This window comes from Pseudomonas fluorescens, from assembly GCF_040448305.1.
In the GTDB taxonomy this organism is placed as follows: Bacteria; Pseudomonadota; Gammaproteobacteria; order Pseudomonadales; family Pseudomonadaceae; genus Aquipseudomonas; species Aquipseudomonas fluorescens_BH.
The window spans coordinates 5,313,669-5,326,507 of the sequence record NZ_CP148752.1; the positions used below are offsets into that span (position 1 = coordinate 5,313,669).

Consider the following 12,839-nt stretch of genomic DNA (forward strand, 5'->3'; position numbering starts at 1 on the left):
AAGAACAGCCTCGGGGGTCACGCCATACAAAAAAACAAAAGGCGCGGTCAGACCGCGCCTTTTGACAAACGCATCACTCGCCCTGGCGGGCCGGTGCGTCCAGTTCGAAAGCCGTGTGCAGAGCGCGCACAGCCAGTTCCAGGTACTTCTCTTCGATCACTACGGAGACTTTGATTTCCGACGTCGATATCATCTGGATGTTGATGCTTTCCTTGGCCAGGGATTCGAACATGCGGCTGGCCACGCCTGCGTGAGAACGCATGCCAACGCCCACGATCGACACCTTGGCGATCTTGGTGTCGCCCACGACTTCACGGGCACCCAGCTCGCCAGCGGTCTTTTCCAGCACGGCTTGCGCCGCCTGGTAGTCGTTGCGGTGCACGGTGAAGGTGAAGTCGGTGGTGTTATCGTGCGCGACGTTCTGCACGATCATGTCGACTTCGATGTTCGCGGCACTGATCGGGCCGAGAATCTTGAAGGCAACGCCCGGGATGTCTGGCACGCCACGGATGGTCAGCTTGGCTTCATCGCGGTTGAAAGCGATACCGGAAATGATCGGCTGTTCCATGGTTTCCTCTTCATCAATAGTAATGAGGGTGCCCGGACCCTCCTTGAAGCTGTGCAGTACGCGCAGCGGAACGTTGTACTTGCCGGCGAACTCGACCGCGCGGATCTGCAGCACCTTGGAACCGAGGCTGGCCATTTCCAGCATCTCTTCGAAGGTAATCTTGTCCAGGCGCTGAGCCACGGACACCACACGCGGGTCGGTGGTGTAGACACCGTCGACGTCGGTGTAGATCTGGCATTCGTCAGCCTTCAGGGCTGCCGCCAGCGCCACGCCGGTGGTGTCCGAACCGCCACGACCGAGGGTGGTGATGTTGCCGTGCTCGTCGACGCCCTGGAAACCGGCGACGACCACCACACGACCTGCCTTGAGGTCACCGCGAATCTTCTGGTCATCAATCTGCAAGATACGCGCTTTATTGTGCGCGCTATCCGTCAGAATCCGCACCTGGTTGCCGGTGTACGACACCGCCGGCACGCCACGCTTGATCAGCGCCATGGCCAACAGGGCAATCGTCACCTGCTCACCGGTGGAGACGATCACGTCCAGCTCGCGCGGAACCGGTTGGCCGTCGCCACTGATTTGCTTGGCCAGATCGATCAGACGGTTGGTTTCGCCGCTCATTGCAGACAGCACAACCACCAGGTCATCGCCGGCATCGCGGAATTTCTTAACCTTGTCGGCGACCTGCTCGATTCTCTCGACAGTGCCGACCGAGGTGCCTCCAAATTTCTGTACGATCAAAGCCATTTCAAAGCCGCCTCTGCCCATGAAGGGCGCCCAAATAATCACTCAAACAGCGTTGCGGCCCACCACTAGACTGCGGGCCGCAAGTACTGCCTTATAGACCCTGCTCTACAAACGGAACGGTCAGGGCCAGTGCCGCATCCAGTGCGCCAGCGTCGGTACCGCCGCCTTGCGCCATGTCTGGACGACCACCACCCTTCCCGCCCACTGCCGCAGCGGCTTGCTTCATCAAATCACCGGCTTTGAGTTGGCCAGTCAGGTCTTTGGTTACGCCTGCAACCAGAACGACCTTTTCCTCATGGACACTGCCGAGCAGGATCACTGCGCGGCCGAGTTTGTTTTTCAGTTGATCGACCAGCGCCAGCAGCGCCTTGCCATCCTGACCGTCCAGACGCACGGCCAGCACTTTCACGTCCTTGACGTCCAGCGCCTGGGCCGACAGATCGTCGCCCGCGGCACTGGCAGCCTTGGCTTGCAACTGCTCGAGTTGCTTCTCCAGCAGACGGTTGCGCTCCAGCACAGCCGACAGCTTGTCGATCAGGTTGTCGCGGCTGCCCTTGACCAGGCTGGCCGCTTCCTTGAGTTGCTCTTCCGCCGCGTTCAAGTAGGCCAGCGCTTGCGCACCGGTGACGGCTTCGATACGACGTACACCCGATGCCACACCGCCTTCGCTGATGATTTTCAGCAGGCCGATGTCGCCGGTACGGTTGGCGTGGATACCGCCGCACAGCTCGACGGAGAAATCGCCCATGCTCAGCACGCGCACGTTGTCGCCGTATTTTTCGCCGAACAGCGCCATGGCGCCTTTCTGCTTGGCGGTTTCGATATCGGTTTCTTCGGTTTCAACTTCGGAGTTCTTGCGAATCTCGGCGTTGACGATGTCTTCCAGCGCTTTCAGTTGTTCAGGCTTGATGGCTTCGAAGTGGCTGAAGTCGAAGCGCAGGCGCTGACTGTCGACCAACGAGCCTTTCTGCTGAACGTGATCGCCCAGCACCTGACGCAATGCTGCGTGCAGCAAGTGAGTCGCGGAGTGGTTCAACGACGTGGCGTGACGCACTTCGGCATCAACGTGGGTCTCGACCGGCGTACCGACGATCAGGCTACCCGAATCCAGGATACCGTGGTGCAGGAATGCACCGCCGGTCTTGGTGGTGTCACGCACGTCGAAACGCGCGCTGCCCGCCTGCAAGTAACCGCAATCACCGACCTGGCCACCGGACTCGGCGTAGAACGGCGTCTTGTCGAGAACGATCACGCCCTCATCGCCTTCGCTCAATACGTCGACTGACTGGCCATCTTTATACAGCGCAACGATTTTGGCGGAACCGCTGTGAGCGATGTAACCGGTGAACTCGGTGGCCACGTCAACCTTGACCAGGCTGTTGTAGTCCATGCCGAAGGAGCTGGCGGAACGGGCACGAACGCGCTGGGCCTCCATTTCACGCTCGAAACCTTCTTCGTCGATGGTCAGGCTGCGCTCGCGAGCGATGTCGCCGGTCAGGTCCATCGGGAAACCGTAGGTGTCGTAGAGTTTGAACACCACGTCGCCCGGCACCACGTCGCCTTTCAGTTCCGCCAGATCCTGCTCGAGGATCTTCAGGCCCTGTTCCAGGGTCTTGGCGAATTGCTCTTCTTCGGCCTTCAGCACGCGTTCGATGTGCGCCTGCTGGGATTTCAGTTCCGGGAACGCTTCGCCCATCTCGGCAACCAGGGCCGCGACGATCTGGTAGAAGAAGCTGCCCTTGGCACCCAGCTTGTTACCGTGGCGGCAGGCGCGACGGATGATCCGGCGCAGCACGTAGCCGCGGCCTTCGTTGGACGGCAGCACGCCGTCGGCGATCAGGAAGCCGCAGGAACGGATGTGGTCAGCCACGACTTTCAGCGAAGCCTGGGCGTCGTTGGTGCAGCCGATGGCCTTGGCCGAAGCGCTCAGCAGGCTCTGGAACAGGTCGACTTCATAGTTCGAGTGAACGTGCTGCAGCACGGCACTGATCCGCTCCAGGCCCATGCCGGTGTCGACCGACGGCGCTGGCAGCGGGTGCAACACGCCATCGGCGGTGCGGTTGAACTGCATGAACACGTTGTTCCAGATTTCGATGTAACGGTCGCCGTCTTCTTCCGGCGAGCCCGGTGGGCCACCCCAGATGTCGGCGCCGTGATCGTAGAAAATCTCGGTGCAAGGACCGCACGGGCCGGTATCGCCCATGGTCCAGAAGTTGTCAGAGGCGTACGGCGCGCCCTTGTTGTCGCCGATGCGCACCATGCGTTCGGCCGGAACCCCGATTTCCTTGGTCCAGATGTCGTACGCCTCGTCATCGCTGGCGTAGACGGTGACCCAGAGCTTTTCCTTGGGCAGGTTCAGCCACTTGTCGGACGTCAGGAAGTTCCAGGCATAGGTGATGGCGTCACGCTTGAAGTAGTCGCCGAAGCTGAAGTTACCCAGCATTTCGAAGAAGGTGTGGTGACGAGCGGTATAACCGACGTTTTCCAGGTCGTTGTGCTTGCCGCCGGCGCGCACGCATTTCTGGCTGCTGACGGCGCGGGTGTACGCGCGCTTTTCCTGGCCCAGGAAGCAGTCCTTGAACTGGTTCATCCCCGCGTTAGTGAACAGCAGGGTTGGGTCGTTGCCCGGAATCAAAGAGCTGGAGGCTACACGGGTGTGGCCTTGCTCTTCGAAGAAGCGAAGGAAGGCTTCACGGATTTCTGCGCTTTTCATTAGGTTCTTCCACGGAGGCTGCGGCCAAAGGCCTGTTCGAAACGTCAACAGACGAAGCGACGGCAAAGGGCCGCATTATATCGGCCCTGCGCGCGGGGTACAGCGTGTTTATACGATAGAAACGCTCAATTGGAGCGCTAACGCTATCACTTGCGCGAAAAGCCGACGAATGTCGCGACGACTTGCTCGATTTGCGCACGGCTGACGTCCATGTGCGTGACCATGCGCAGACGCGCGGCTGCACTGAGCTTGATCCCGCGCTCGGCGGCAAAGGCCTTGATGGCCTCGGCCTGGTCGCCCATCTGCACGTAAACCATGTTGGTCTGCACCGGCTCGACCTCGAAGCCTGCCGCACGCAGGCCTTCGGCCAGGTATTGCGCGTTGGCGTGGTCGTCGGCCAGGCGCTCTACGTTGTGATCGAGCGCATACAGGCCTGCCGCCGCCAGAATCCCGGCCTGACGCATGCCGCCACCGACCATCTTGCGCAGGCGCCTTGCCTTGCCGATCAGTTCGACCGAGCCGCACAGCACCGAACCGACCGGTGCGCCCAGGCCTTTGGACAGGCACACCGAGACGGAATCGAAATGTTGGGTGATTTCCCGGGCATCGACACCCAGCTTCACTGCCGCGTTGTAGAGGCGTGCGCCGTCCAGGTGCAGTTGCAAGCCATGCTCGCGGGTAAAGTTGCGCGCCCGCGCCAGGTACTCCAACGGCAGGACTTTGCCTTGCATGGTGTTTTCCAGCGCCAGCAAGCGCGTGCGGGCGAAATGGAAGTCGTCCGGCTTGATCGCGGCGGCAACCTGCGCCAGGTCCAGCGAACCATCGGCCTGCACCTCCAGCGGTTGCGGCTGGATCGAGCCAAGCACGGCCGCGCCACCACCTTCGTACTTATAAGTGTGGGCCTGCTGGCCGACGATGTACTCGTCACCGCGCTCGCAATGGGCCATCAACCCCAGCAGGTTGCTCATGGTGCCGGTCGGTACGAACAGTGCCGCGGCAAAACCCAGGCGCCTGGCCAGTTCGGCTTCCAGGTGATTGACCGTCGGATCTTCGCCATACACGTCATCGCCGGTGGCGGCCTTGGTCATTGCGTCGAGCATGCCGGCGCAAGGTTGGGTGACGGTGTCGCTGCGAAGATCGATAACACTCATGAATCTGGCCTCGGTAAGCAGGGGAAATCCCTTTCAGGAAAGAATTACTGCGGGCATGGCGACGATTAATCAACCCTTGCGTAGGAAAAGGCCGATTAAACCAACGGAAAAGTCGATGACAATCATCCAAAAGGGGTCATGCGCATACCGCAAATATGTGATAAAAACGCTGCGCCGCCAAATATTTGGGCGGCAAAAACGTTCTCAGGGCGGGGTGCAACTCCCCACCGGCGGTAATTGCGCACAATGCGCATAGCCCGCGAGCGCTTGGTGACAGCACGGCTTCGGCGGTGCCTGGCAGCAAGGTCAGCAGACCCGGTGTGATTCCGGGGCCGACGGTCATAGTCCGGATGAAGAGAGAACGGGATTGACAACAAAGGGCCGTCCGCCGGCATTCGTGCGAGCGTGCGTACCCTCAGATCCCCTTCGATTCATAACGCCCTGTTTTTCACACAAACAGGAGTCAGAACATGCAACCCACCGCAATCGACAGCAAAAGCAAACACCATCACGGCGAGCGCGTTGCGTTCATCCAGGCCTGCTGGCACAAAGATATTGTCGACCAGAGCCGCAAAGGCTTCGTCGCCGAAATGATCGCCCAGGGTTATCAGGAGTCCGACATCGACTTCTTCGAAGTCGGCGGTGCCTTTGAAATGCCCCTGCACGCCAAGTTGCTGGCCAAGACCGGTCGTTATTCCGGCATCGTCGCGGCAGCCCTGGTGGTGGACGGCGGCATCTACCGTCACGAGTTCGTCGCCCAGTCGGTGGTCAGCGGCCTGATGCAGGTGCAACTGGAAACCGAAGTGCCGGTGTTCTCGGTGTCCCTGACCCCGCACCACTTCCATGCCGGTGAAGAGCACCAGAAGTTCTTCTTCGAGCATTTCCTGCATAAAGGCCAGGAAGCGGCGAAGACCTGTGCGGATACGCTGATGAAGATCCGCTCGCTGCGTCGCAGTGAGCCGCGTGCGGTAGCCGTGTAATCACCGAACTCGTGATTTGGGTGAAATCTTTGGTTTCACCCAAATCAACTGTGGGAGCGAGCTTGCTCGCGATGGCGGTGTTTCAGTCAACAAATTCATCGACTGAAAGTCCGCTATCGCGAGCAAGCTCGCTCCCACAGGGTTTTCCCACAAGGGTTTTGTGTTGGGTTCAGGCCAGGTTCTCGTCGGTGGTCGGCACGACCAGGATGCCGGCACGCAAACCATTCTTCACCTTGGGGTTCGGGAAGATGATCCGGGCGCCCTCCTCCTCGATGATCCAGCGGGTGTTGGCGATGTCTTCCGCCAGCAGGTAACCCACTTCCAGCTCCGAAAAGTTCTCGATGTCCGCCGGCAGGTTCAAGCGGAAGCTGTCGCTGTGCTTGATGATTTCCCGCGCCACGCTGTACAGCTGCAAACCGTCCAGAGCCTCTTCAGTCAGCTCCGGCTCGGTGCCCTCGATGATTTGCTTGAGACGCTTCTCCAGCAGCGAGACATTGACCCCGTCGTTCTGACCGAACGGCCGTGCCTTGCCCAACTCCAGAGTGAAGGCCTCGGCCCCCAGTTTGTCGTAGGTGTAGGCGCTGAACACGATAGACGGCTTGTTCTGCAGCAGCACCGCTTCCATGCCGGCGGCGCGCAAGCGAGCCAGTTCCTGACGCGAATGCTGGCGGTCTTCTTTCCACGGATACAGGGCGAACTGCTCGATTTTCGAGCCACGAATCGCCGTATGCAGGTCGTAATGCAGGCGCTGACGGTCCGGCAGGCTGAAGAAACTCGCTGCCAAACGCTCCAATTCACAGGCGCGCAGGGCTTCGCAACCGCTGCTTTGTTCGTGACGGCCGTTGAACAGTCGATTGACGTCCTGCTCGACAAAACGCTCGCCCTTGCGAATCGCTTCCGGGTTACCGAACAGGAACAGAATACGTGCGCGCGGCTTCAGATCGCCGCGGGCAATGTCGTGCAACAGGCGATCGAGCAACTCGATCGGCGCTGTTTCGTTGCCATGGATCCCCGCCGACAGCAGCAGGTCCAGGCCATTGTCACGCGCTTCAGGTGGCCGGACTTCCAGCGCACCTTCGCTCAACCAGCGCATGCGCACGCCTTCGACAGTCAGTTGAGTCTTCTCCGCCGGTTCGCGGCCGGCGAGGGTCAGTTCAAGCAGTTTGCCGAGGGCGAGCATAGAGCGGTTTCCTTAGTGGTCGTGATTGCAATCCGGGCCGTGAACGTGATCCTCGTCGTCGCCGAGTTCAGCCGGTTCCATCTCCAGCTGCAGACTTACCAGATTAGTCGCCAATGGGCGCAACAGCAGGTTTGCGTATTCGGCGTCGCCTTCTTCGACGTCCACGCCGATCAGCAACTGGCCACGGCCGTCCTGCTGGATCCACAGCTCTTTGCCTTGCCACAGGACCGCGACGCGGGTGCAGGAGGTCTCCAGTTGCGTGCCGTCGGTGTCTTCAAGGATCAGCTGCAGGGTATCGCTCATGTGTTTACGCTCTCGTTTGAGTTGAAGCAGCGCGCTGCCGTAGAAGGCGGCGCGCCGTCGATCAATTGATCTGGAATGGATAAACCGCGCCCAGTTTAAGGATTTGCGTCAGTTCATCCAGTGCCGTCCGGCACTCAAGCAGCAATTGCGGGTCCGCCAGATCGTTTTCGGTCATGCGGTCGCGGTAGTGCTTCTCGACCCATTCGGTCAGTGTGCCGTACAACGGTGCCGTCATGATAACCCCTGGGTTGACGGCCGCCAGTTCGGTTTCGTTGAGTGCAACGCGCAACCGCAGGCAAGCCGGGCCACCACCGTTCTGCATGCTTTGCTTGAGATCGAAGACTTTCACTTCGCGGATCAGGCCGCCGGAGCTGGTCAAACCCTGCAAGTATTGCCAGACACGCTCGTTGCCACGGCATTCTTCCGGCACGATCAACAGCATGGAGCCGTCAGGACGCGACAGCAGCTGGCTATTGAACAGGTAGGAACGAACGGCGTCTTCCACGCTTACTGCGGAACGCGGTACGCAGACTGACTGAAATTTCCCACCGACTTTGGCGAGTTTGCTCTGCAATTCAGCGAGCATCTTCTCGGTCTCGAGGAACGCGTCCTCGTGATAGAACAGCACTTCGCCGTTGCCGACCGCAATCACGTCGTTGTGGAACACGCCCTGATCGATCACCGACGGGTTCTGCTGGGCGTAGACCACGCCGTCATCGCTCAAGCCGTGCAGACGGGCTACGGCCTGGGACGCTTCGAGGGTCTGGCGCGCCGGGTACTTCTGCGGTGCCGGGTAGCGGGTGTCGAACGCGCTGCGACCGAACACGAAGAACTCGACACCGGCTCCGCCGTATTCACGGCAGAAACGCGTGTGGTTGGCCGCGCCTTCGTCACCGAACTGCGCCACAGCCGGCAAGGCAGCGTGGTGGGCGAAGTGTTTCTGGTCAGCGAACATCGCCCCCAGCACGCGGCTGGTGGTCGGGTGTTCGATGCTGCGGTGGTATTTGCAGTTGAGGTTGGCGGCGGTGAAATGCACGCGGCCATCGGCCGTGTCGGCGCTCGGGCTGACGGTAGCGGCGTTGGCCACCCACATGCTCGAGGCCGAGCAACTGGCCACCAGCAGCGGCATCGCTTCTTTGGCAGCGCGCTCGATCACTTCAGCGTCGGTGCCGCCAAAGCCCAGGCGACGCAGTGCGGCCACATCCGGGCGCTCTTGCGGTGCCAGTACGCCTTGCTGGAAACCCATCTCCATCAGCGCTTTCATCTTTGCCAGGCCTTGCAGCGCCGCTTCCTTGGGGTTGGAAGACTGCTGGCTGTTGCTCTGGGACGCGACGTTGCCGTAGGACAGGCCGCCGTAGTTATGGGTCGGCCCCACTAGACCGTCAAAATTGACTTCATAGGATTTCATCAGCGAGGCTCCACGAGAATCTGTTGTTATAGGCTTCAGTAACTAGATTTGAGACCGAGGCGCGGCCATCGCCAGCAGGCTGGCTCCCACAGTGATTGCGTCGTACACATAATGTGTGAACACCGCCGAACCTGTGGGAGCCAGCCTGCTGGCGATAGGCCTTACGCCATTTTCACGCCAGGCGTGAGGTTCGCTGGCATCACCAGGCTCGGCGTTTCCAGCGAGGCCACCGGGTACGCGCAGTAATCCGCCGCGTAGTAGGCGCTGGCGCGGTGGTTGCCCGAGGCGCCGACGCCGCCGAATGGCGCGCTGCTTGCGGCACCGGTCAGTTGCTTGTTCCAGTTGACGATACCGGCACGGCTTTCCAGCCAGAATTGCTGATAACGCGCTTCGGAGTCCGACAGCAGGCCGGCGGCCAGACCGTAGGCGGTGTCGTTGGCTTCAGCGATCGCCGCTGCAAAATCAGCGTAGCGGATCACTTGCAGCAACGGGCCGAACAGTTCTTCGTCAGGACGATCGGCGACAGCGGACACGTCCAGGATGCCCGGGGTCAGCAAGGCCGATTGAGCCTGAGGCTGAGTCATTTCCAGCAGCGCCACGGCGCCGTTGGCCAGCAGATGTTCTTGCGCATCCATCAACGCTTTCGCAGCGCCGAGGGAAACCACCGAGCCCATGAATGGCGCCGGTTGCTGATCGAAAGCACCGACTTCGATGGTCGCGCTGACCGCCACCAGGCGCGCCAGCAACGTGTCACCCCAGGCGCCTTGCGGCACCAGCAAGCGACGGGCACAGGTGCAACGCTGGCCGGCGGAAATGAACGCCGACTGAATGATCGTGTAAACCGCGGCATCGAGGTCGGCGACCTGATCGACCACCAGCGGGTTGTTACCGCCCATCTCCAGCGCGAGGATCTTGTCCGGACGACCGGCGAATTGCTGGTGCAGGTGATTGCCGGTACGGCTGGAACCGGTGAAGAACAGCCCGTCGATGCCCGGGTACGCCGCCAGGGCGATGCCGGTTTCGCGAGCGCCTTGCAGCAGGTTCAATACGCCGGCCGGCAGGCCAGCCTCGATCCAGCACTTGACCGTCAACTCGGCGACTTTCGGTGTCAGTTCGCTTGGCTTGAACAGTACGCTGTTACCAGCCAGCAGTGCCGGCACGATGTGGCCGTTCGGCAGGTGACCCGGGAAGTTGTAGGGACCAAACACCGCGACTACACCGTGGGGTTTGTGGCGCAGTACGGCGGTGGCGTCGCCCAGCGGGCCGCTCTTCTCGCCGGTACGCTCGCGGTAGCTCTGCACCGAGATGGCAACCTTGTTGACCATGCTGGTGACTTCGGTCGCCGCTTCCCACAGGGGTTTGCCGGTTTCTTCGCCGATGGTATGAGCCAGTTCGTCAGCGTGACTCTTCAGCGCAGCGGCAAAGGCTTCCAGCACCGAAATACGCTCTTCCAGGGTGCGCCGCGCCCAGTCCGGAAACGCCTGACGCGCCGCTTGCACAGCCGACTCGACCTGAGCGGCGGTGGCACCGGCGCCGGACCACAGCACTTGCTGGGTCACCGGGTTCAGCGACTCGAAGGCTTCGCCCCCACCTGCCAGCCATTCACCTGCGATGTAAAGCGACTTCATTATTTCGACTCCCGAGCTGCGGACAACGCCACGGCGCGTACTTGATCGCCCGCGTTGAGTTGAAGACGTTTGGCGGTCTGCGGATCGACCACCAGGGTGCCGGCGGCCAGACGTGCCGGCGCAGCAGTGATCCGGCAGTCCTCGCGCTTGCGGTTGTGAATGATGAATGGCGTGGCGTCGTCACCCGGTGTGCCGACGGCCAGCACCAGCGCCTGGCTGTCGCGCACGGCGCGGATCTTGCCGGTTTCGCACTCGATCGCAGGACCTGCGTCGAAAATGTCGACGTAGCCCTGGTAGCTGAAACCTTCGCTCTTGAGCATGGCCAGCGCCGGCTCGGTGTCCGGGTGAACCTGACCGATTACGTTGCGCGCATCCGGCGACAGGAAGCAGGTGTACAGCGGGAATTTCGGCATCAGTTCGGCGATGAACGCCTTGTTGCCAACGCCGGTCAGGTAATCCGCCTGGCTGAATTCCATCTTGAAGAAGTGCCGGCCCAGGCTTTCCCAGAACGGCGAGCGCCCGGCCTCGTCGGAAACACCGCGCATTTCGGCAATGATCTTGTTGCCGAACAGTTGCGGGAATTCGGCGATGAACAGCATCCGCGCCTTGGACAGCATGCGGCCATTGAGGCCGGTACGGTAATCGGCGTGCAGGAACAGCGAGCACAGCTCGGAGTTGCCGGTCAGGTCGTTGGCCAGGAACAGCGTCGGAATTTCGCGATAGATGTTCAGCTCTTGCGAAGCGCTGACCGTCAAACCGACCCGGAAGTTGTACCAGGGCTCACGCAGGCCGACGGCGCCGGCAATGGCGGAAATACCCACCACGCGACCGTCGTCATCTTCGAGCACGAACAGGTAGTCCGCATCGCCCCGCCCGGCTTCGCCGCGAAAGGTCTTCTCGGCCCAGCCGACCCGATGGGCCAGTCGCTCTTCGTTGGCCGGTAAGGTGGTCAGGCCGGTGCCGGTGCTGCGGGCCAGGTCGATCAGAGCGGGTAAATCGCTGCTGCGTACGGGACGAACGATCATGCTATCTCCTCAAACGGGCCGCTTGCGCCACCCGTGAAACTTCGCTGCTTTCTAGGCATCAATTGCGACGTTAAACCGCCACCAGGCGCACGCTGGCACCCTCGCCGACGCCCAGGGCTTCGGCCGCTTCCAGGTCCAGGGTTACCGGTTTGCCCGGCGCGTAATCGAGCTCGAGCATCACTGCGCGGTAATCCTGCAACTGGGCATTGGCCACCAGATACTGGCGACCCACGCCTTTGACCGGCTCGCCGATCTTCACCGGCACCACGCGGCTCTGGGCGATCGAACGGATCCCCGAGACACGGGCATGCAAGGTCGGGCCGCCGTCGAAGATGTCGATGTAGTGATCGGTCTCGAAGCCTTCGCGCATCAGGATGTCGAAGGTGATCTGCGCCCGCGGGTGTACCTGGCCCATGGCTTCTTGCGCGGAGTCCGGCAGCAATGGCACGTAAATCGGGTAATGCGGCATCAGTTCGGCGAGGAACGTACGGCTTTTCAGCCCGCACAGACGTTCGGCTTCGGCGTAGTTGAGGTCGAAGAAGTTGCGACCGATGGCATCCCAGAATGGCGAGTCGCCGTTTTCATCGCTGTAACCAACGATCTCGGTCACTACGGAATCGGCAAAACGCTCCGGATGGCTGGCCACGAACAGCAAACGGCCACGGGAGTTGAGCTCCGACCACGGCGAACCCACCAGCTCGCGCTGCACATAGAAGCTGGTCAGCAAGCTGTTGCCGGTCAGGTCATGGCACTGCGAGAGCACGTGGATCTTGTTGTGAATCTTCAACTCGCGCGAAGCGTGCACGAAGGTTTCGTTGCGGAAGCTGTAGAACGGCTCGGAGTAACCGGCCGATGCCACGATGGCCGAGCAACCGACCAGCTTGCCGGTAGCGGAGTCTTCGAGGACGAAGAAATAGCTTTCCTCACCGTTGAAGCTCACTTCAGCGGCGAACGAGGCTTCGCTTGCCGCGATCTTGTCGCTCAGGCGTTCAACGTCATCCGGCAAGGAAGTGACACCAATCGGACTGTCCGCAGCCAGACGCTGTACCTCGCCCAGATCAGCCATTTGCGCGGGGCGCATCACCAGCATGGTGTCACTCCTTTCTCTTAAAAATTCACAGAAAAAACGCCGGACA

Annotated in this window: 10 protein-coding genes and 1 riboswitch; of the genes, 1 reads left to right on the forward strand and 9 read right to left on the reverse strand. The window is 61.0% G+C overall.

Annotation, left to right across the window (positions count from 1 at the left end; all coding sequences use genetic code 11):
* Positions 1 to 73: 73 nt before the first annotated feature.
* The 3 genes from WHX55_RS24110 to ltaE form a co-directional block, all read right to left on the reverse strand.
* A complete protein-coding gene (locus WHX55_RS24110) occupies positions 74 to 1,315 on the reverse strand; it encodes an aspartate kinase (protein ID WP_007971040.1) in 1,242 nt (413 codons plus the stop codon).
* Between the two features lie 91 nt (positions 1,316 to 1,406).
* Positions 1,407 to 4,028 carry an alanine--tRNA ligase gene (alaS, locus tag WHX55_RS24115; RefSeq protein ID WP_353741465.1) on the reverse strand — a complete coding sequence of 874 codons (2,622 nt, stop codon included), beginning with the start codon at positions 4,026 to 4,028 and terminating at the stop codon, positions 1,407 to 1,409.
* A 146-nt stretch (positions 4,029 to 4,174) separates the two neighbouring features.
* Positions 4,175 to 5,179: a low-specificity L-threonine aldolase gene (gene ltaE, locus WHX55_RS24120; RefSeq protein WP_151214016.1), complete on the reverse strand. Its 1,005-nt coding sequence runs from the start codon at positions 5,177 to 5,179 to the stop codon at positions 4,175 to 4,177.
* 196 nt (positions 5,180 to 5,375) lie between these two features.
* Positions 5,376 to 5,546, forward strand: a riboswitch (FMN riboswitch).
* A 103-nt stretch (positions 5,547 to 5,649) separates the two neighbouring features.
* Here ltaE and WHX55_RS24125 point away from each other — a divergent pair.
* Entirely contained in the window at positions 5,650 to 6,159 is a 510-nt protein-coding gene (locus WHX55_RS24125) for a 6,7-dimethyl-8-ribityllumazine synthase (protein WP_150756524.1), read from the forward strand.
* Positions 6,160 to 6,328: 169 nt separating this feature from the next.
* Here WHX55_RS24125 and astE read toward each other — a convergent pair whose 3' ends face one another.
* The 6 genes from astE to aruF all read right to left on the reverse strand — a co-directional run bounded on the left by astE (position 6,329) and on the right by aruF (position 12,793).
* Entirely contained in the window at positions 6,329 to 7,339 is a 1,011-nt protein-coding gene (gene astE, locus WHX55_RS24130) for a succinylglutamate desuccinylase (RefSeq protein WP_150726085.1), read from the reverse strand.
* Positions 7,340 to 7,351: 12 nt separating this feature from the next.
* A complete protein-coding gene (locus WHX55_RS24135) occupies positions 7,352 to 7,642 on the reverse strand; it encodes a hypothetical protein (protein WP_046042326.1) in 291 nt (96 codons plus the stop codon).
* A 61-nt stretch (positions 7,643 to 7,703) separates the two neighbouring features.
* Entirely contained in the window at positions 7,704 to 9,050 is a 1,347-nt protein-coding gene (gene astB / locus WHX55_RS24140) for an N-succinylarginine dihydrolase (RefSeq protein ID WP_353741466.1), read from the reverse strand.
* A 161-nt stretch (positions 9,051 to 9,211) separates the two neighbouring features.
* Positions 9,212 to 10,681, reverse strand: a complete 1,470-nt coding sequence (gene astD, locus WHX55_RS24145; protein ID WP_353743082.1) for a succinylglutamate-semialdehyde dehydrogenase — start codon at positions 10,679 to 10,681, stop codon at positions 9,212 to 9,214.
* Positions 10,678 to 11,703 (reverse strand): arginine N-succinyltransferase, encoded by a 1,026-nt coding sequence (gene astA / locus WHX55_RS24150; RefSeq protein ID WP_056724145.1) that lies wholly within the window; start codon positions 11,701 to 11,703, stop codon positions 10,678 to 10,680. The genes astD and astA overlap by 4 nt, the downstream gene beginning before the upstream one ends.
* Positions 11,704 to 11,773: 70 nt before the next feature.
* Positions 11,774 to 12,793, reverse strand: a complete 1,020-nt coding sequence (aruF, locus tag WHX55_RS24155; protein ID WP_046042322.1) for an arginine/ornithine succinyltransferase subunit alpha — start codon at positions 12,791 to 12,793, stop codon at positions 11,774 to 11,776.
* Between the last annotated feature and the right edge of the window lie 46 nt (positions 12,794 to 12,839).